Source organism: Gordonibacter sp. 28C (assembly GCF_003339845.1).
In the GTDB taxonomy this organism is placed as follows: domain Bacteria; phylum Actinomycetota; class Coriobacteriia; order Coriobacteriales; family Eggerthellaceae; genus Gordonibacter.
Genome location: NZ_PPTR01000001.1, coordinates 300,914 through 319,828, shown reverse-complemented (window position 1 = coordinate 319,828; position 18,915 = coordinate 300,914). Strand labels below are relative to the sequence as shown.

The 18,915-nt window shown below is 65.6% G+C and carries 18 protein-coding genes; 12 read left to right on the top strand and 6 right to left on the bottom strand.

Annotated elements, in window-relative coordinates; genetic code table 11:
* The first annotated feature begins 14 nt into the window (after positions 1-14).
* Genes C1878_RS01325 through C1878_RS01315 form a run of 3 tightly spaced genes read left to right on the top strand, consistent with a single transcriptional unit; the run spans position 15 to position 2,184 of the window.
* Positions 15-689, top strand: coding sequence for a Crp/Fnr family transcriptional regulator (locus C1878_RS01325; protein WP_114599899.1), 675 nt, complete (start codon positions 15-17; stop codon positions 687-689).
* Positions 686-1,330 (top strand): cysteine hydrolase family protein, encoded by a 645-nt coding sequence (locus C1878_RS01320; protein ID WP_114599898.1) that lies wholly within the window; start codon positions 686-688, stop codon positions 1,328-1,330. The genes C1878_RS01325 and C1878_RS01320 overlap by 4 nt, the downstream gene beginning before the upstream one ends.
* On the top strand, positions 1,327-2,184 hold the full coding sequence (locus tag C1878_RS01315) for an RNA methyltransferase (protein WP_114599897.1): 858 nt from the start codon (positions 1,327-1,329) through the stop codon (positions 2,182-2,184). The genes C1878_RS01320 and C1878_RS01315 overlap by 4 nt, the downstream gene beginning before the upstream one ends.
* A gap of 493 nt (positions 2,185-2,677) precedes the next feature.
* Here the strand turns inward: C1878_RS01315 and C1878_RS01310 are convergent, their stop codons facing one another.
* From C1878_RS01310 to C1878_RS01295, 4 genes are all read right to left on the bottom strand, one after another.
* Positions 2,678-3,388, bottom strand: a complete 711-nt coding sequence (locus C1878_RS01310) for a DUF559 domain-containing protein (RefSeq protein WP_158539649.1) — start codon at positions 3,386-3,388, stop codon at positions 2,678-2,680.
* A gap of 641 nt (positions 3,389-4,029) precedes the next feature.
* Positions 4,030-5,832 (bottom strand): MDR family MFS transporter, encoded by a 1,803-nt coding sequence (locus tag C1878_RS01305; protein WP_114599895.1) that lies wholly within the window; start codon positions 5,830-5,832, stop codon positions 4,030-4,032.
* A gap of 265 nt (positions 5,833-6,097) precedes the next feature.
* On the bottom strand, positions 6,098-6,955 hold the full coding sequence (locus C1878_RS01300) for a DUF2064 domain-containing protein (protein WP_114599894.1): 858 nt from the start codon (positions 6,953-6,955) through the stop codon (positions 6,098-6,100).
* Between the two features lie 95 nt (positions 6,956-7,050).
* Positions 7,051-7,482: a universal stress protein gene (locus C1878_RS01295; protein ID WP_114599893.1), complete on the bottom strand. Its 432-nt coding sequence runs from the start codon at positions 7,480-7,482 to the stop codon at positions 7,051-7,053.
* 361 nt (positions 7,483-7,843) lie between these two features.
* Here C1878_RS01295 and C1878_RS01290 point away from each other — a divergent pair, with 361 nt between their 5' ends.
* The 6 genes from C1878_RS01290 to C1878_RS01270 all read left to right on the top strand — a co-directional run bounded on the left by C1878_RS01290 (position 7,844) and on the right by C1878_RS01270 (position 13,154).
* Positions 7,844-9,214: an FAD-dependent oxidoreductase gene (locus tag C1878_RS01290; RefSeq protein ID WP_114599892.1), complete on the top strand. Its 1,371-nt coding sequence runs from the start codon at positions 7,844-7,846 to the stop codon at positions 9,212-9,214.
* Between the two features lie 198 nt (positions 9,215-9,412).
* Positions 9,413-9,931: a rhodanese-like domain-containing protein gene (locus C1878_RS01285; RefSeq protein WP_199519260.1), complete on the top strand. Its 519-nt coding sequence runs from the start codon at positions 9,413-9,415 to the stop codon at positions 9,929-9,931.
* A gap of 183 nt (positions 9,932-10,114) precedes the next feature.
* Positions 10,115-11,485: an FAD-dependent oxidoreductase gene (locus tag C1878_RS01280; RefSeq protein ID WP_114599891.1), complete on the top strand. Its 1,371-nt coding sequence runs from the start codon at positions 10,115-10,117 to the stop codon at positions 11,483-11,485.
* Positions 11,486-11,694: 209 nt separating this feature from the next.
* The gene (locus C1878_RS01275; protein ID WP_114599890.1) at positions 11,695-12,078 is read left to right on the top strand and encodes a rhodanese-like domain-containing protein; all 384 of its coding nucleotides are present in this window, start codon (positions 11,695-11,697) and stop codon (positions 12,076-12,078) included.
* Between the two features lie 136 nt (positions 12,079-12,214).
* Positions 12,215-12,364, top strand: a complete 150-nt coding sequence (locus C1878_RS16675) for a DUF5679 domain-containing protein (RefSeq protein ID WP_167510309.1) — start codon at positions 12,215-12,217, stop codon at positions 12,362-12,364.
* Positions 12,365-12,443: 79 nt separating this feature from the next.
* Positions 12,444-13,154 carry an aquaporin gene (locus C1878_RS01270; protein WP_114599889.1) on the top strand — a complete coding sequence of 237 codons (711 nt, stop codon included), beginning with the start codon at positions 12,444-12,446 and terminating at the stop codon, positions 13,152-13,154.
* A 106-nt stretch (positions 13,155-13,260) separates the two neighbouring features.
* On the opposite strand, the gene C1878_RS01265 is transcribed toward C1878_RS01270, so the two are convergent.
* Positions 13,261-14,157, bottom strand: coding sequence for a LysR family transcriptional regulator (locus C1878_RS01265; RefSeq protein ID WP_158539648.1), 897 nt, complete (start codon positions 14,155-14,157; stop codon positions 13,261-13,263).
* A 143-nt stretch (positions 14,158-14,300) separates the two neighbouring features.
* Positions 14,301-15,218, bottom strand: a complete 918-nt coding sequence (locus C1878_RS01260; RefSeq protein WP_241963559.1) for a LysR family transcriptional regulator — start codon at positions 15,216-15,218, stop codon at positions 14,301-14,303.
* A 349-nt stretch (positions 15,219-15,567) separates the two neighbouring features.
* Between C1878_RS01260 and C1878_RS01255 the strand changes: the two genes are divergently transcribed.
* The 3 genes from C1878_RS01255 to C1878_RS01245 are packed head-to-tail and all read left to right on the top strand — an operon-like array spanning position 15,568 to position 18,861.
* On the top strand, positions 15,568-16,557 hold the full coding sequence (locus C1878_RS01255) for an acyl-CoA dehydratase activase-related protein (RefSeq protein WP_114599887.1): 990 nt from the start codon (positions 15,568-15,570) through the stop codon (positions 16,555-16,557).
* Positions 16,550-17,863, top strand: a complete 1,314-nt coding sequence (locus C1878_RS01250; RefSeq protein ID WP_241963558.1) for a hypothetical protein — start codon at positions 16,550-16,552, stop codon at positions 17,861-17,863. The genes C1878_RS01255 and C1878_RS01250 overlap by 8 nt, the downstream gene beginning before the upstream one ends.
* Positions 17,860-18,861: an acyl-CoA dehydratase activase gene (locus C1878_RS01245; protein ID WP_114599886.1), complete on the top strand. Its 1,002-nt coding sequence runs from the start codon at positions 17,860-17,862 to the stop codon at positions 18,859-18,861. Before C1878_RS01250 ends, C1878_RS01245 begins: the two co-directional genes overlap by 4 nt.
* Positions 18,862-18,915 lie beyond the last annotated feature (54 nt).

Here is an 18,915-nt window from a genome sequence, read left to right as displayed (position 1 = left end):
AACAAAGGAGTACGATGGACGCCCACCTGCCCCTCATCGCGCGCTCGCCGCTGTTTCGCGGCATCGAACCCGACGAGATCCAAGCCATGCTGGGCTGCCTGGACGTGCGGCGGCGGCACGTGCCCAAGGGCGACGCGCTGCTGCGGGTGGGCGACGTGACCACGTCCATGGGCCTGGTGCTGGAAGGTTCGGTGCGCTTGGAGCGCGAGGACTACTGGGGCAACCGCACGATCTTGGCGTCGTTCGGCCCCGGCCAGTCGTTCGCCGAGGTGTACGCCTGCGAACCCGACCTGCCCCTCGACATCAACGTGGTGGCGGCCGAGGACGCCCTCGTCATGCTCGTGGACCTGCGCCGCGTCACCACCATGTGCCCCTCGTCGTGCGCGTTCCACGCGCGGCTCATCCGCAACCTGCTGGGATGCGTGGCCCGGCGCACGCACGCGCTCACGCGCAAGATCGAGCACACGTCGAAGCGCACGACGCGCGCCAAACTGCTCTCGTACTTGTCCGACCAGGCGAAAGCCGCCGGGTCGAACCGTTTCTCCATCCCGTTCGACCGCCAGGAGCTGGCCGACTACCTGTCCGTCGACCGCAGCGCCATGTGCGCGGAACTGTCCCGCATGCGAAAAGAAGGTATCATGGACTATCGGAAAAACGAATTCGAGCTCAAGGAGGGAAGCGCACTATGATCGATCCTCGAAAGGCCGCACTCATCATCATCGACATGCAGAACGGGTTCATCGACCCGGCATCGGCGCTGTGCGTGGAGGGGGCGGCGGCTACGGTGCCGGCGTGCTCGCGCGCGCTCGACCGCGCGCGCAGCTTGGGGATGCCCGTGTTCCACGTGGTGCGCGAGTACGCCGAAGACGGCTCGGACGTGGAGGCGGTGCGCCACGGCACCTGGCGCGACGGCGGCCGCCCGGTGTCGCGGGCCTGCGCGAACCCGCATTCGCTGGACGAGCCGGCGCCCCTCGCCCCGCAACCCGGCGACCGCGTGATCGTGAAGCCGCGGTTCTCGGCGTTCTTCAACACGAACCTGGACACCGTGCTGCGTCGCTTGGACGTGGGCACGGTGGTGCTCACCGGCACGACCACGCCGAACTGCATCCGCACGACCTGCTACGACGCGCTCTCGCTCGACTACAACGTGGCCGTCATCGAGGACTGCACCTCGTCGCGCACGCCTGCCGTGCAGGCGGCGAACATCGAGGACATGGCCCACATCGGCGCGCAGATGCTCACGTGCGACGAGTTCTGCAAACGCGGCTTGGAGAACGTGCGCGACGTGTCCGCCGAGGTGGCGGCCGCCGTGCGGGGGCTGCGCCCATGATCGTGCGCGTGGACACGCTGGACGACCCGCGCCTCGATGCGTACGCGCGGCTCACGGACGTGCAGCTGCGCAGCCGTCTGGAACCGGAGAAGGGGCTGTTCATCGCCGAGTCGGGCAACGTGATCGAGCGCGCCCTCGAAGCCGGCATGAAGCCGCTGTCGCTGCTCATGGAAGAGAAGTGGCTGGACGCCCTGCAGCCCGTCGTCGAACGCGCGGCCGCCGCGAATCCCGAGGCGCCCGTGTTCGTCGCTCCGCGCGCCGAGCTGGCGAAGCTCACGGGCTTCGAGCTGACGCGCGGGGCGCTCGCGGCTTTCCGACGCCCCGAGCTGCCGAGCGTGGCCGACGTCGTGCGCGACGCCCGCCGCATCGCCGTGCTGGAGAACGTGACGAACCACACGAACGTGGGCGCCATCTTCCGCTCGGCGGCGGCGCTCGGCATGGACGCCGTGCTGGTGACGCCCTCGTGCTACGACCCGCTGTACCGCCGCGCCGTGCGCGTGTCGATGGGCACCGTGTTCCAGATCCCCTGGACGCGCATCGGCGAGGACGGCGAGTGCACCGACCCCCGCAAGGCCACGAGCGGCGCGTGGGCGGCGGCGGGCATCCCCCTGCTGCGCGAGCTGGGCTTCGCCACGGCCGCGTTCGCGCTGTCCGACGACTCCGTGTCGCTGGACGACCCGCGGCTGGCGGCCGAGGAGCGGCTGGCCCTCGTGTTCGGCACCGAGGGCGACGGACTCTCCCCCGCCACCATCGCAGATTGCGACTACACCGTGCGCATCCCCATGCAGCACGGCGTGGACTCCCTGAACGTGGCCGCCGCCAGCGCCGTGGCGTTCTGGGCGCTGCGACGTTAGCGACAAAGCTGCAACGCCTTCGGCATTTCTCTCTGTTGCACCGATATCGATACGCTTTTCACATGGCACCTGACAGCGATCTGGCGCCATGTAACTTAGAACAGGTTTATGCGAACGCGATCTGATCAACGGACAGCATAGATGCTGGCACGGATTTGCCGTTATGAACGATTTTCTTTGCTTGCTAAACCCCCTGTTCTCCTAGAATCCCAGATCAGTTTTTTGGCCAGCGCAAGAAATCGTTCATAACGATAAATCCGTGCCAAGGCGAAACGCACTCCACGCCAAACTACCATAGTCATAGCCCAAGCCGACTCGCTTGCCGCAAAACCGGTATCGGCCTTCGCGAAACACCTCCTCGTTCGGAGACGGCTTGCCATCCAGCCCTCCCCCAGGCGTTTCGATTCGCAAACGGCAGACATCGGCACCCGTCAACGGTGATTTGACATAGCGCAACGCATCAACGAAGAGCTTCGCGTTTCCCGTAGGGTGCCTAACGTCCGAGCAGTTCCCTATGCAACCTCATGTTTGCGCGCGTGAATTCGGGATCTTTGTACCGAAGTCTTTTCCCAACTCGCTCGGCAATCACGTGTGCGATCCCGTTCAGCGAACCGCCATGGTCGATCTGCTGCTTCGTAACCGAAACTACCGTGATCCCCATGGACACCAGCGCATCCCGGCGCATCGAGTCCTTCGCCATGCGTTCCTCTTCGACGTGGTCGCCGCCGTCGTACTCAACATCGAGCCGAGCGCACGGCCAGTAAAGATCGCAGACAAGGTAGTTTCTGCCTGCAATGCGCCGCTCCCTTTTTCCTAAGTCGATTCGACAATTCATCTGAGGCATCGGTATGCCGTATCCGCCCATCCGATATGGCAGGCATAACAGCATAGCCAGCGCGGTTTCTCGCGGCGATGCCGAATTGCCCATGACATAGCGTAGAGCGTAGCTCGCGTTCCTCTTTCCGTGCACGGGGCCAAGGCTCGCCAAGAATGCACCCAGTCGATCGACAGTGGTCAACGGCGCGCACTCCCGCACGTCACCGTTGGTCGTGTCGTAGGTACCGCACAACTCGAAGCCTAGTTGGATGAGTTTCTCGATCCCCCACTCAGCGGCCATTTGGACGAAGCACAACTCGGGCGAGCATACGCAAAAGCCGTTTTGCGTGTCGAGAACGGATCCGATGGGAAGCGCTGTGCTTTCCACATGGCAGACCACCTTGCTTGATGCTCGGCGTACGGAATCTTTCGACACGAGCACGTGAAGGGGGCGCGAAAGCCACCATGGACCGGGCTCGGCAAGTTCCCCTTTCCGTGGAGGCTCGGCAAGATAGAGTCTCGGATCGTCGACGGCAAGGAAGCTTCGCGAACCGACGCGCACCGACCTCCAGTATTCCAACGCGGATATGTGGCATAGAACCGGTTTCATGCTTTCGTATTATATTATCGATATTGTCAGCAATCTCTGCTTTGGCACAGAATGACGGTTATGAACGATTTTTCATCGTAACGGATAATGTGTTTGGAAAAAACTTCAGGTCAAAATTTTCGCTTTAGCAAAAAATCGTTCATAACCGTCATTCTGTGCCAAACCCCTCGTGTCTGGCGAACGAACGGTCGATGATACCTATCTGCGCGGAACCGCAGAATGCTGCTGAACGCCGGGCTGTAATCAGGCGAAGCACAGCGAGATGCAACAGCGGGATCGACGGTGTGCCTCATGATAGAGTCGCGACCAACCGGAAGCACGGACGGCGGCAAGCCTGAGACCATGCCCGCACGAAGGGGCACAGAACGAAACTTCACGCGCAGGCCCTGCGAAGCCGGCTCATGGGCACGCTTTCACTTCTACAGCGAGTCGTCGGACACGTGGCCGGTGTGGTTCACGCTTTTGGCAAGCGGGTGCTCCTTCAGAGTGAGCATGAGGACGAAGCCCACGATAAGCAAGGGCACGACGTACAGGAAGATGGGCACGAGGGCGTCGGAGTAGGCGGTGGTGATGATGTCGCGCGTGGCTCCGCTCAGATGGTCGACGAACTGGGGCGTAATGCGGTTCATGCTGATGTTGTCCACGTGCGGCAGCCGGGCAACCAGATCGGCCGCGAGCCGCGACGTGAACAGCGCGCCCACGAGCGACGCGCCCAGCGTGGAGCCGATCTGACGGAAGAAGTTGTTCGCCGCCGTGGCCGTGCCCACGATGGCGTGAGGGAACTCGTTCTGCACGATGAGCACGAGAATCTGCTGTCCGAGCCCGATGCCGAAGCCCAGCACGAACAGGAACACGCCCGTCATGAAAAGCGACGTGTCAGGCGTCAGGCGCGACAGCAGCACGAAGCCCACGGCCGCCACGGCGCAGCTGGCGATGGGCATCCACTTGTAGCGCCCGGTCTTCGTGGCCAGGAAGCCGGTGCCCACGGCCGTGAGCAGCACGCCGGCCATCATGGGAAACGTCATGAGCCCGGCCTGCTCGGGCGCAAGGCCGTCCACGATCTGGAAGTATGTGGGAAGATACGACACCGTGCCCATCATGCCCAGCATGATGAACATGCCGGTCACCGTGCACACCACGAAGTTGCGGTTCTTGAACAGGAGCAGGGGGATGATGGGCTCGGCCGCGCGCCGCTCCACGAGCACGAACACCACGGCCGCCGCCAAAAACAGCGCGAACAGGCCGACGATCTGCCACGACGCCCAGGGAAACAGCGTGCCGCCCCACGCGGTTGCCAGCACGAGGGACGAAACCGACACGGCCATGGCCATCATGCCGCCCACGTCCACCGGCGGCCGGTCGTCGCGGCGCTGGGGGTTCGTGAGGAAGAACGTCACGGCGCCGATGGCCAGAAGCGCCAGCGGGATGTTGAACGCGAACAGCCAGCGCCAGCCCGTCACCTGCACGAACCAGCCGCCCAACAGCGGCCCCACCACGGTGGACACCGCGAACACCGAGCCCATGACGCCCATGTACTTGCCGCGCTGCCGCGGCGGGATGATGTCGGCGATGGTCGCCTGGGCCAAGATGATAAGCCCGCCGCCTCCCAGCCCCTCGACGGCGCGACCCGCGATGAGCCCGTCCATGCTGGGTGCGAGCCCGCAGGTTGCCGACCCCACGATGAAGATGGACAGCGCCACGATGAACAGGTACTTGCGGCCGAACAGGTCGCCCAGCTTGCCGTAGATGGGCATCATGATGGTGGAGGCCAGGATGTAGGCCGTCGTCACCCATTGCATGTGGTCGACGCCGCCCAGGTCGCCCACGATGGTGGGCAGCGCCGTGGCCGTGACCGTCTCGGACAGCGTGGACACGAACATGGCCAGCAAAAGGCCCGCGAACACGGCCGCCACGCCGCGCTTGCGCTCGGGCTTGGGCTCGGCGGCTGGCACGCCGCCTTGGCGGGCGGACGCCTCCGCAAGCTCGCGGGCGCGTCGCGCGGCGGCGCGCCCGGACGCGGGCACGGAAGCCGCCCGCCCTGGCGACATGCCGTTGGGAGGGACCGCGCCAGTCGCCTCGCCGACAGCGCCGCCCTCACCAGACGGCTCGCCGCCGACAGCAGCCTTGCCGGCCGCTTTCCTGCCCGTCCGTTCCGGTTCCGCCGCCTCGTGCGCACGAGCCTCGTCAGCCGCCGTACCGCCCGTTCGATCCACGCCTTCCATAGCCGCTCCTTCGCCGTTGCATACTTGCTGCCAAGTATCGGCGAAGCGGACCGGCGCGCCGCGGCGCGTACGAAGTCGGAAAACAGGCCGTCAGCGTTTCGAGAACGGAAGGACAAGCCCCTTGCGGCGAAAGCGCCTGCGCCAGCTGAAGGTTCACAGCCGAAGGATCTTCGACAACGGGAGGCAGCCTACGTTGAAGATCCTTCGACTGCGCGCTACGCGCTCCGCTCAGGATGACAAAAGGAGGCGCGCCTTGCGGCCCCCTCTATCTGTCGATTTCCTCGCGGGGATCGTGCAGGTCGTTCGGTGGAACGCGAACCTCGTCCCAGCCCATCTGCTTGAGCGCGTCGGCGGTGCGCCACGGCGGCGTCACGTCGTCGAATTCGGCGCAGTAGCACAGCGCCTCCACCACGGTGATGGCGTGCATGAGGTCGGCCATGGTGTCCACGTCGGGAATGGGAGGCAGGTACAGGGCGGGCAGGCCTTGCGCGCGCGCCTTGGCGATGTAGGCGGGCAGCACGGTGAGCCCCTCTTGGTTGTAGAACACGCCGGAATGGTCGAAGTCCGTCTCGCGGGTCCAGCCGATCACCGACACGCCCATCTCCTGGTCGGGTGCGAGCACGATGCCGCCGCCCGGCACGCCGTCCAGGCGGTGCAGAGCGTCGAACCCGGCGATGACGTCGGCTTTCGTGAGCGCCGGCATGTCGGCGCCCATCGACAGCACCGCGTCGGCCCCGCCCTCGAACGCCTGCGCGAACGCATGGTTGTAGTGCTCGTCGAAGCTGGCCCCCTCGTCGGCCGCGAAGGTGATGGGGCGCGGCCACGTGCCCGCTTTGCGGTACAGATCGCGCATGACCTCGACGTTCGACGCCGGCGTCGTGGAAATGACAAGCTCGTACACGTCGCGCACGCCCTCGCGCTCGGCGCGCTCGGCCGCCCGCTCATCCAGGTCGGCCAACGCCGCGCAGCACACCTCCGTCACGTCGAACAGCATGCAGTGGTACAGCGCCGAAGCCACCTCGGGCGTGAACACGCCGTCCTTGAGCGTGGTCAGGCGCGTCTTCACCAACCCCGGCGCCGGCGGCTTGCTGAACAGCACCAGCGCGTTCTTCCGTTCCCTCAAACCTTCCTCCTTGATCCTTGCGGCCGCGCCATCGGCGCGCGGGGCCGCCGCGCACGGCTCTCGCCGTGCGCCCCCTGCGGCCCGCTCGCCTCTCGCTACTTGGCGATGAGCACCGGCACCTTCGTGCCGTTCACCACCTTGTGGCTGACGCTGCCCATGTACTCCTTGAGCCCGCTCAGGCCTCGATTGCCTATGACGACCAGGTCGTAGGCGCGCTGCTCGGTGAGCTTGATGATCTCCGTCGCCGGGTTCACGCCCGTCAGCAGCAGCGTTTCGGTGCGCGCGGCGACGTCGTCGCTCATGCCCTCCTCCATCTTGGCGAGCACGTCCTCGCCGTCGGAGATCATCATGTCGAGGATCTCCTTGAAGCTCGCCGTCTGCGATTCGTCGAGCAGCGGGATGGGGACCACGTACACCAGGTCGAGATGCATCTCGGGATCGGGGGCGGCCAAAGCTTCCGCCACCTCGAGCGCGCGCTTGGCGCCCTCGGATTCGTCCACGGCCACGAGCACCTTGTTGATTTTCATGTCGCGCTCCTTTCGCGCGCGTCCCATTCGAACGCGCTAGTCGCCTGCGAGCTTCCTTCATCTACCAGTATAAAGGTTTTGACCGGCATGGGGGCCGTTGTTCGGAGGCGGTTGCCCGGACGGTGCGAGCGCATGCGCAACGCGGGGCGCATGCGCAACGCGGGGCGCATCGCGTTTTGCCAACGGTTCGGTTATCGCACGACGCACGCGCGCGTCTGCGGGCCGCCCGGGCTGTCGCAGAGCGTACGATGAACCTCGCCGGACGGGCGAGCCTGACGCCCGCGACGATGCGGCAAGCACAGGCGCACGACGAGGGCCGCACCATGCGGCCGCAAAAGAGAAATCGAGGAAAGGAAGAGCCATGGACCAAGTAGATGCGGCGATCATCGGATTCGGGTCGGCGGGCAAGCCGTTGGCGTTGGACTTGGCGAACGCGGGGTTCACCGTGGCCGTTATCGAGCGGTCGAGCCGCATGTACGGCGGTTCGTGCGTGAACACGGCCTGCCTGCCCTCGAAGATGCTCGTGCACGCCGCAGCCGAAAGCGCGTTTCAAGGCGGCGAGTTTCCGGAACGATCCGAGCGCTACGAAGCCGCCGTCGACGAGAAGAACGCGGCCACGGCGCGCTTGCGCGAACGAAGCCGCCGTGCCCTTGCCGACAACCCGCGCATAGAGCTCGTCGATGGCGAGGCGTCGTTCGCCGACGCCACCCACCTGGTCGTGAGCACGGCCGACGGGGAGCGGCGCATCGAAGCCGCCCGCACGTTCATCGACACCGGCTCCGTGCCCGCGCTGCCCGATATCCCGGGTGCGGACGGCAAGCGCGTCTACACAAGCGAAACGCTGCTGGACGTGAAAGTGCTGCCCGAGCGCGTGGTCGTGGTGGGCGCGGGCTACGTGGGCCTGGAGTTCGCGTCGCTGTTCGCCGACTTCGGCGTGGACGTGACGGTGCTGCAAAGCGGTGACGAGTTGCTGCCGCGCGAAGACTGCGACGTGGCGCGCGCCGTGCGCGAGAACTTCGAGGCGCGCGGCATCCGCCTTGCGCTGGGCGCGCACGTGAAGAGCATCGACGACGACGTGGCCCAGGTGCTGGTGGTGGCCGACATCGACGGGAAAGAGGAACGCATCCCCGGCGATTTCGCGCTCGTGGCCACCGGACGGCGCCCCGCCACGGACGTCCTGAACCTGAGCGCCGCCGGCGTGGAGGTGAACGAGCATGGGGCCGTCGTGACCGACGAGCACCTGCGCACCACCGCCCCGAACATCTGGGCGCTGGGCGATGCGACGGAGGCGCAGCAGTTCACCTACGTGTCGTACGACGACTACCGCATAACCGCGTCCGACGTGCTGGGCGACGGCAGCCGCACGCGCGACGACCGCGGCGCCGTGCCGTCGTGCATTTTCGCCAACCCGCCCTTCGCCCGCGTCGGACTCACCGAGCAGGATGCGCGCGACCAAGGCTACGATGTGGCCACCGCCGTGCTCAAGGCCGAGGACATGCCGAAGGCGCCGCTGCTGGGCAAGCAGGCACTGCTCATGAAAGCCGTCGTGGACAGCGCGACCGACCGCGTGCTGGGCGTGCACCTGTACTGCTCGGACGCGCCCGAGATCGTCAACCTGGCGAAACTCGCCCTGGACGAGGGCCTCACCGCCGCCAGCCTGCGCGGCGCCGTGTTCACGCATCCCACCCTCACCGAGGAGCTGAACAACCTGTTCGCCAAGGTGCAGAAATAAGCGCAGGCTTTCCGAGGCGACCGCGGCCCGATGCGCCGCGACGGAGCACGGCCCGCGGGCTTCCGCGGGCCGTGCTGACTTTTCTTTCAGGAATCTCCCCTTTCTTCTTGACAGCGATAACTGTACGCATTATTGTTACAGTCAGTAATTGTACCTATGGCGATTACATTTAAGGTGTTAACGGAGAAAGGGGCGGGTATGCGAGCCGACGGTAGGAAAAGAAGGGCGCTAGCCGCCGCAGCCGCAACGCTGGCCTTGGCGGCGGCGCTCGGGCTGTCCGCATGCGCGGGCGGAACGTCGACCGGAACGGGAGACATGGCGGGCGGCACCGGCCCCGACAACGCGATGGGCGGATCGGGCATGAACGGCGACGGAACGTCCGACGCGGCGAACGCCTATCACAAGATAACGGCCGAAGAGGGCAAAGCCCTCATGGACCAGGGCGACGTCACCGTCGTCGACGTGCGCACGCCGCAGGAGTACGCCGACGGCCACGTGCCCGGCGCCGTCAACATCCCCAACGAGGACATAGGATCGGCGCAGCCGTCCCAGTTGAGCGGCAAGGACGACAAACTCGTGGTGTACTGTCGCACCGGCGTTCGCAGCAAGCAGGCCTCCGACAAGCTGGTGGCCATGGGCTTCACCGATGTGAACGACATGGGCGGCATAGTGGATTGGCCCTACGAGACCGAAACCGGCACCGACGCCATGATGTAGAACCCTGCCAGGCCCACCGGCCCGCAGGGAAAAGCGGGCCGGCACCGGGAGCCTTGGGGGAGCGCGCCGCCACGACCGAACTCGTAGTTGTGTGGGCAAACGCAACCCCACGAGTCGCGCCACGCCGGCGCGCTCCCCCAAGCCCCCCGAATCTTCGAAATCCTCCCTCCGAAAGGAATTACCATGAAACAGGTCGACGCGGCCGTCATCGGCTTCGGCAAAGGCGGAAAGACGCTGGCGGGCGCGCTCGCCAGCGCGGGAAAGACGGTGGTGCTGGTGGAGCAGTCGCCGAAGATGTACGGAGGCACGTGCATCAACGTGGCTTGCATCCCCACGAAATCGCTTGTGAGCTCTGCCGCGCTGTCGGCCGCCCAAGGCGGCGCGTTCGCCGAACGCGCCGCGCGCTACGCCGCAGCCGTCGACGAGAAGGATCGCCTGACCGGCATGCTGCGCGACAAGAACTACCGCAAGCTGGCCGACCTGCCGAACGTGCAGGTGATGGACGGCACGGCGTCGTTCGCGGACGCGACGCACCTGACCGTGCGCACGCCGGACGGCGGCAAGGAGACCGTCGAAGCAGCGCAGGTGTTCGTCAACACGGGCGCCCGCCCGTTCGTGCCGCCCATCCCCGGCGCGGACGGCCCGCGCGTGTTCGTGAGCGAGACGTTGCTCGACGTGCGAGAGCTTCCCGAACGCCTGGTCATCATCGGAGGAGGCTATATCGGCATGGAGTTCGCCTCGATGTACGCGAACTTCGGCTCGCAGGTCGTCGTCGTGCAGAACGAGGACGCGTTCCTGCCGCGCGAGGACGCCGAGATCGCCGCCGCCGTGCTGGCCAGCTTGGAGGAGCGCGGCGTCCGCGTGATGCTGGGCGCCGACGTGCGGAGCATAGAGGACGACGCCGAACGGGCCGTCGTGGTGGTCGAGACCTCAGGTTCGGAAAAACTCCTGCCCGCCGACGCCGTGCTCGTGGCCACCGGCCGCCGTCCCAACGTGGCCGAGCTCAACCTGGAGGCGGCCGGCGTGGAGCTCACCGAGCGCGGGGCCGTGCGCACCGACGAGCATCTGCGCACCACTGCCCCGAACGTCTGGGCCCTGGGCGACGTGGCGGGCGGGCTGCAGTTCACCTACATCTCGCTCGACGACTCCCGCATCGTGAAATCCGCCGTGCTGGGCGACGGCGCCCGCACCACCGAGAACCGCGGCGCCGTGCCGTACAGCGTGTTCCTGGATCCGCCGTTCTCGCGCGTGGGCATGACCGAGCAGGAGGCGCGCGACGCCGGCTTCAACGTGAAGGCCGCGAAGCTCCCCGCCGCGGCCGTTCCCAAAGCGCAGCTGCTCCAAAAGCCCACGGGCCTGCTGAAAGCCGTCGTCGACGCCGACACCGACCATATCTTGGGAGCGCACCTGTTCTGCGAGGAGTCCCACGAGATGGTCAACACCGTCAAACTCGCCATGGACGCCGGACTGCCCTACCAAACCCTGCGCGACGCCGTGTACACGCACCCCACCATGAGCGAGGCGTTCAACGACCTGTTCGCCACGGTTGCGTAGCGCGGACGGGCGTGCCGGCCAAACCGTCGATCGATCCTGCCCCAGCGCGATCGCGGAACGGCGCGCCCGGGTTTTCCGCCGCCCCCGGAAACTTCCGCTTGACATGCCCTTCCAAGAGAATTACTGTTACCGTCATAAACTGTAATTGCATTGGATACATTTAATTTCTCCCCGCTTGCCGCGGCAGGAGGGACAGACGGGAGGGCAGCATGGCAGACGAGGAAGGCTCGGTCAAAGTCGTCATCACGGCCGACGACCAGCGGGCGCTCGATTCGGACGCGTACCACCTGATCTCTTCGGAAGCCGCCGAAGATCTGGTCGAGCAAGGCGGCGTGACCGTCTTGGACGTGCGCTCGCCCCAGGAATACGCCGACGGGCATCTGCGCGAGTCGCTGAACATCCGCTACGACGGCTTCGACCCGTTGCCCGCCGAGCTCGAAGGCCTCGACCGGGACGCTCCGGTGCTCGCCTACTGCCGCACCGGAAACCGCGCCCGGAAATCCTGCGCGCAGCTCATCAACAACGGCTTCACCAACGTGTACAACATGGACAAGGGCATTCTCGACTGGGCCGGCGTGACGGTGGCTTGGTAGAGAGGCGCACGCGCCGACGAACGGTCGCCCGACGCCCGCTGTCAAGCCGTTCAACAACATTTTAAGCGTATTGACATGGGGTTACTCTCCAACGACGATAACAGCGCCAACTATTACTCAAGGAGAGGAGCCAACCATGGCCGTGGAAGCGTACTGCATGAAGTGCAAGGAAAAGAAACCCATGAAAGACCCCGTCGCAGGCATGACGAAGAACGGCAAGCCCATCACGAAGGGCACGTGCCCCGTTTGCGGCAGCACCATCTGCCGCATAGGCAGCACGAAATAGCAGCCTGCGTCGAAACCCGCAACCCGCGCTCCGAGCGCGGGCGTCTGCAAGCAATCATCGAATCAAGGGGAGCCTTACCATGGAAGTTTCACCAATGAAGAAGTACGCCGCGGAGGCGTTCGGCACGTTCGTGCTCACGCTGTTCGGCTGCGGCAGCGCCGCCGTGGCGGGCGCGACGCTGGGCACGCTGGGCATCGCCATGGCGTTCGGCCTGTCCATCGTGGCCATGGCGTTCGTCATCGGCAACGTATCGGGATGCCACATCAATCCGGCCGTGTCGTTCGGCCTGTTCCTGGACAAGCGCCTGTCGGGCAAGGACCTGGCCGGCTATTGGGTTGCCCAGTTCGTCGGCGGCATTGTGGCGGCCGCCGTGCTGGCCCTCATCATCAGCATGTGCGATTTAGGCGGTGTGCTGGCCACCGGCCTAGGCTGCGACGGCTACGAGGCCGCGTCGGCCGTAGGCATCTCGCTCGCGGGCGCCCTTATCGTCGAGGTCATCCTCACCTGCATCTTCGTGCTGAGCGTGCTGGGTTCGACGGCCGACGAGCGCACGGCGCCCTATGCCGGCATCATCATCGGCCTCACGCTGGCGTTCGTGCACATCATGGGCATTCCGCTTACGGGCACGTCCGTGAACCCGGCGCGCAGCTTCGGCCCGGCCCTCATGATGGCCGTGTCCGGCGACGCCACGGCGCTCTCGCAGGTGTGGGTGTTCATCGTCGCCCCGCTGGTCGGCGCCGCGCTGGCCGCGCTCATCTGGATGGGTTTGAAGCAGAAGGCCAAGAACTAGCATCGAGGCGAACGCCCCCAGAGCACGGCCCCTTCCGACACGTTCATTCGCGGAAGGGGCCGTTTCATTTGGCGAGAGTCAGCGCCCCGCGAGGGCGTGCAGCGCGCTACTTCAGGAAAGGAAGTCCGCCGCTCGAGCGCAGCTTCTCCACCACGGAGAACGTCGCGGCGCCACGGCCTTTCAGGCAGACGACGCAGATGGGCACCGCCATGGCGTCTTCCGAAGCCAGAAGACGCACCGTCAGCAGAGGGCTCGTGCGCCCGAGCGCGGGGATGCCCGTGGTGAAGATGAGGCCGCCCTCGCCCAGGAACTTAGCGACGTCGTCTAACGCGAGCTCGACGAAGTTCAGATGCGCCTCCCGCTTGCGATAGCTTTCGACGATGGTGTCGTTGGCACGGTCGAACCAGCTGGAACGCGCTATCGGGTACGGGGCGAGGTCGTCCAAAGCGACCACGTCCTTCGCCGCAAGCGGGTGGCGCGAACCCATCATGACGCCGGCGGGAACGGTGCCGACGGGACAGCAGTCGACGTCGGCATGACGGAAGGCCCCCACGGTGACTAGCACGTCGAACGTGCCGTCGACCAGCCCCTCGTATCCTGCCTCGCCGGTGGCGAGGTCGCAGGTGACATCGATTCCAAGCTGGCTTTTCATGAACGCCGCCGTGTTCTCGCGCACCAGCTCGTTGCCGGGGAACGCCGGGGTGTTCAACGCGAGGCGCAGGCAGTCGGGCATTCCGTTTACATCGGCGTAGGTGAGGGAAAACGATTCGAGCCCTTCGAACCCGGCGATAACGCTCTGGGCTTTCTGATAGAACAACGTTCCGAACGACGTGGGCTGCATACCGCGGCTGCCGCGCACGAACAGGCTTTGCCCCAACTCGCGTTCGAGGTCGGCGATGGCCTTGGATAGCGCCTGCACGGTGACGTACAGCTCCTTGGCGGCCGACGACAGGCTGCCGCGCTCCACGACTTTTGACAGGTATATGATCTGCTTGATGTTCAACAACGCACCTTAGAGGCCAGATGAGGGCACAATAGTGAGTTATTGTACTAGGCTTCCCCCGCCTCTCGTCCTTCGCGAAACATTCAAATATATTTTCAAGGCAGGGTAAACCCGAGCTTGACGACAAGATGGCCGAGGCGCCGCTATTTTGCCGAAGCGTCGAACGCGCCGCCGAGAACCGCCAGCTCGCTTGCCAACCACCGTTCGAACGCCAGATACGAGGAGGCCTTGCGATCTTTCATGCTGACCAGGCAGATGGGGACGGCGACGGCATCTCCAGGCGCGATGGGCCTTATCACCGTGCCGGGATGCATTGCCCCCAACGCGGGAATGTACACCATGAAGCAAACGCCCTTGTCGACCGTCAGATGGTGGTCGAACTTGCTCGGGACGAGCGGGACGAAATCCATGTTCGCCTTGCGTCTGCGGTACATGGTGACGATGGAGTCGTTGAAGTTGTCGAACTCGGTCGACAGGGACACGGGATAGCACGCCAGGTCGGCCAGGCTCACCGACTCCTGGCTCGCAAGAGGATGATCCTTCGCCATGACCACCCCGGGGGCGACCGTGCCCACCGGCACGCAATCGATGCCGGGATGGACGAACGTTCCGATGGTGATGAGCGCGTCGTAATCGTTTCCGCGAAGCTTCGCCACCCCTTCGGTGCCGGTTTCCAGCGCGACGCTCACGTCGACGCGCAAGCCTCGTTTCGCAAAAGCGGCAATGCTCGCGCGCGCCTGCTCGTTCCCGTAAAAAGGCGGCGAGCACAAGGCGAGGCGCAGCGCATTGGTGGATTCGCGTTCCCGATAACCCTTGGCGAAGGCCTCGAGCTCGTCGAAATCCTTCAAGACCACGGCGGCCTTCTGGTAGAACGCCTCGCCGAACGGCGTGGGATGCACGCCGCGGCTTTCGCGCACGAACAGGCTGCGCCCCAACTCGCGCTCGAGGTCGGCGATGGCCTTCGAAACCGCCTGCACGGTGACGAACCTGCTTTTCGCCGCCGCAGACAGGCTACCAAGTTCGACAACCGTTGCAAAATATCGGATCTGCTTGATATTCAATGGTTTCGCTTTCAACCTTCACCTCATGACATCAACGTTCAAATTCTACAGCTCTGCGCCCTGCCCGCCGGCGCGCCGAAACCCATTCAACTTCTTTTGAAACCCATTTGTTACGCATCCTCCGATCAAGATAGCAGCACAGAGACATCAGACCCCTATCAACGGCACGTTGCAGCCGGCCATCGGCAGGGCCACGCACACGCAAAGGCGCCGCGTCGCACGCTGCCCGCCCCATCCGAACGCATCGTCTGAACCGATTGGAAGGTTTATGGCGAACCGACGGCGGCACAGCGCGCCCCCCTTCGAAGCGATACCATGGGGCCAACCATCGAGCGAACGAAGGGGTCGCATGGGCATCCTCAAGCAGAACGATTACGCCGACGTGCGCAGCGTGGGCATCCCCCGAGCGCTGCTGTACCATCGCTACGGAACGCTGTGGGAGGCGTTCTTTCGCGAGCTGGGGCGCGAGGTGGTGCTCAGCCGCGAGACGGACCGCGCGCTCGTGGACGCGGGAGGCGCCCTGTCCGTGGACGAATGCTGCCTGGCCTCGAAAGCCTACCTGGGGCACGCCGCAAGCCTGGTGGGCGCCTGCGACGCGCTGTTCGTGCCGAGCATGGGGAACCTGGGACACCATCTGGGTTTTTGCACGAAGTTCCAGGCGCTGCCCGACTTGGTTGCCAACACGCTGCGCGATCGCAACGTGCGCGTGGCGTCGTGCTTGGTGGACGTGACCGAAGAGCATGCGTCGATGCGCGATGCGTTCCTCGAGCTGGCGCTTCGCTTCGGGGCGAGCCCCCGAGAAGCGAAGCGCGCCTGGAAGACCGCTTCCCACGAGCAGGAGCGCGCCGATCGGGCGGCGGCGGGAGCCCAGGAGCGGCTCGTCGCCTCGCTCGCCTCCATGCAGGGCGAAGACCGGCCTTTGGCCATCTTGCTGGTGGCGCACCCCTACCTGGCGCACGACCCCTACCTGGGCGGCAGCGTTACGGACCCGCTCGAGCGCATGGGCGCCACCGTGGTCTTCGCCGACGAGGCAGACCGCGAGCGCGCGCTCAAGGCCAGCTTCGACTTCTCGGCCACGATGCCGTGGATAGTGAACCGCGAGCTCATCGGCGCCATCCTGCTGCTGCACGAGCGCATAGACGGCATCGTGCTGGTGAGCGCGTTCCCCTGCGGGCCCGACTCCATGACCGACGACGCCATCATGCGCTGCATCCAGGGCAAGCCCATTTTGAACCTCACCATCGACGCGCAGAGCGGCACGGCAGGTTTGGAGACGCGCATCGAGAGCTTCGTGGACATCCTGCGCTATCAGAAGAAGGGAGGGTACGTGCATGGCTAGCATGGACGACGACGGCCCGGACCGCGCCGCTTCCGCCTCAAACGGGCCGAGCGGCATCTTCGACGGAGCGGCAACCTCCGTCGAAAGCGGAAGAGGGATCGGCGCGATCGACGAAAGCCTGATCGGACACGCCGACGGCTCCGACGACACGCTGCGTGCCCGCATCGCCCTGCAGCTCGAGCGCAAGCGCCCGCCGCGCCTCGTGCTGCCGCGCCCCCGCCCCAAACGCGACCGCCACGCCCGCACGCGCGTGGCCTTTTTGCGCTACAGCTACTACGACATCGTGTTCAAGTTCTTCGTGGAACAGGTGCTCGACGCCGACTACCTGCCCCTGCCCGAGCCCACGAAGCGCACGGTGGAGCTGGGCAGCCGCAACTCCAGCGACTCCGTGTGCGCCCCGTTCAAGCACATCCTGGGCGACTACCTGGAGGCGCTGGAGCTGGGCGCCGACGTGCTCGTGCAGTTCGCCGGCCCTTGCCGCCTGGGCTATTACGGCGAGCTGCAAGAATCCATCCTGCGCGACTTGGGCTACGAGTTCGAGATGCTGAACTTCGCCACGGTCACGGGCAAGCCGCTCACCGACTACATCGAGGTATGCAAGAAGAAGGTGAACCCGAACCTGTCCGTGCCGCACGGCGTGCGCGGCATGCTGGCCGCCTTCAAGATGATCGAGTGCCTTGACGAGGCGCAGGACTTCTACCTGGCCCACGCCGGGTTCGAAGCCGAGCGCGGCTCCTTCGCGAGCACGCTGGCCTCCTACCACGCCGACATGCGCGCCGCCGCGAGCGATCGCGACATAGCCGACGCGCACAAGCGGGGCATGGAGGCCCTGCGGGAGCTTCCGGTGCGCATGCCCGCCCGACCGCTGCGCGTGGGCGTGGTGGGCGAGTACTTCACGGCGGCCGACCCGCATTCCAACCTGGGTCTCGAGCGCAAGCTGCTGGACATGGGCGTGGGAGTGCACCGGATGCTGAACATGACGAACCGCAACCTGCGCTACCACGAGAAGAACCTGCGCGCGAGCATCGCCGACTACGTGCGCTACGACATGGGCCCCACGTCGAGCATGACCATCGCGGCCGCGCTCAAGTACGCGCAGGAGGGCTTCGACGGCATCGTGCACCTGAAATCGTCGGGATGCACGCCGGAAGTGGACTGCATACCCGTCTTGCAGCAGGTCAGCCGTGACACCGGCGTGCCTATTCTGTACTTGAGCTACGATTCGCAAACCAGCGACACGGGTCTGGACACCCGGCTCGAAGCGTTCTACGACATGCTGGCCATGAAGAAGGAGAGAGCGAGATGACGGACGCCTACCTGGGCATCGACATCGGATCCATTTCCACGAAGGGCGTCGTCGTGGATGCCGACCGCACCATCGTCGCCCGGTCGTACCTGTGGACGGAGGGCAACCCGGCGGACGCCGCGCGGCGCGTGGTGGCCGACTTGGGCGCGCAGATCGATCGCGACGAGGTGCGCGTGCGCGCCGTGGGGACCACCGGCAGCGCACGACGGCTCGTGGGCGCCATGCTGGGCGCAGCCGTGGTGAAGAACGAGATAACCGCGCATGCCGTGGGCACGACGTACCTGCACCCCGACGTGCGCACCATCCTGGAGATAGGCGGGCAGGACTCGAAGATCATCTGCGTGGAGGGCGGCATCGCCGTGGATTACGCCATGAACACGCTGTGCGCCGCCGGCACGGGCGCGTTTCTGTCCAGCCAGGCGCACCGCCTGGGCGTGGAGGTGGAGGAGTTCGGCGAGATAGCGCTCACGGCCAAGCGACCGGCGAACATCGCGGCACGCTGCACCGTGTTCGCCGAGAGCGACCTGGTGCACAAGATACAAGTGGGCTACGCGCGCGAAGACATCATCGCGGGACTCTGCCGCGCCGTGGCGTCGAACTACCTGAACAACGTAGGCAAGGGCAAGAAGATAACCGCCCCGGTGGTGTTCCAGGGCGGCGTGAGCAAGAACGCAGGCGTGGTGCGCGCGTTCGAGGACATGCTGGGCATGGACGTGCTCGTGGATCCCGACGGCCACCTCATGGGCGCGTTCGGCGTGGCGCTGCTGGCCGCCGAGACGGGCGCGGGGCGCGGGACGGAAGCGTGCGGCGGCGAGCCTTCCCGCGACGACGCGTTCGATTTCGACGCCATCGGCGACTTCGCCTTCAAAACACGCGAGATCGAATGCTCCAAATGCGCGAACCATTGCGAGATCATCTGCGTCTACCGCGACGACGAGCTCATAGACTCCTGGGGCAACCGCTGCGACCAGGGGGCCGTGAAGGCAGGGAACTCCTAACCCGCCCGGCGTAGCGCCCGCAGCACCGTTGCCCGTGCAGCGGGCGCATCGAAA

Coding starts and splice junctions, on each gene's coding strand:
- C1878_RS01325 (WP_114599899.1), top strand. CDS start 15: ATGGACGCCCACCTGCCCCTCATCGCGCGCTCGCCGCTGTTTCGCGGC.
- C1878_RS01320 (WP_114599898.1), top strand. CDS start 686: ATGATCGATCCTCGAAAGGCCGCACTCATCATCATCGACATGCAGAAC.
- C1878_RS01315 (WP_114599897.1), top strand. CDS start 1,327: ATGATCGTGCGCGTGGACACGCTGGACGACCCGCGCCTCGATGCGTAC.
- C1878_RS01305 (WP_114599895.1), bottom strand. CDS start 5,832: ATGGAAGGCGTGGATCGAACGGGCGGTACGGCGGCTGACGAGGCTCGT.
- C1878_RS01295 (WP_114599893.1), bottom strand. CDS start 7,482: ATGAAAATCAACAAGGTGCTCGTGGCCGTGGACGAATCCGAGGGCGCC.
- C1878_RS01290 (WP_114599892.1), top strand. CDS start 7,844: ATGGACCAAGTAGATGCGGCGATCATCGGATTCGGGTCGGCGGGCAAG.
- C1878_RS01285 (WP_199519260.1), top strand. CDS start 9,413: ATGCGAGCCGACGGTAGGAAAAGAAGGGCGCTAGCCGCCGCAGCCGCA.
- C1878_RS01280 (WP_114599891.1), top strand. CDS start 10,115: ATGAAACAGGTCGACGCGGCCGTCATCGGCTTCGGCAAAGGCGGAAAG.
- C1878_RS01275 (WP_114599890.1), top strand. CDS start 11,695: ATGGCAGACGAGGAAGGCTCGGTCAAAGTCGTCATCACGGCCGACGAC.
- C1878_RS16675 (WP_167510309.1), top strand. CDS start 12,215: ATGGCCGTGGAAGCGTACTGCATGAAGTGCAAGGAAAAGAAACCCATG.
- C1878_RS01270 (WP_114599889.1), top strand. CDS start 12,444: ATGGAAGTTTCACCAATGAAGAAGTACGCCGCGGAGGCGTTCGGCACG.
- C1878_RS01255 (WP_114599887.1), top strand. CDS start 15,568: ATGGGCATCCTCAAGCAGAACGATTACGCCGACGTGCGCAGCGTGGGC.
- C1878_RS01250 (WP_241963558.1), top strand. CDS start 16,550: ATGGCTAGCATGGACGACGACGGCCCGGACCGCGCCGCTTCCGCCTCA.
- C1878_RS01245 (WP_114599886.1), top strand. CDS start 17,860: ATGACGGACGCCTACCTGGGCATCGACATCGGATCCATTTCCACGAAG.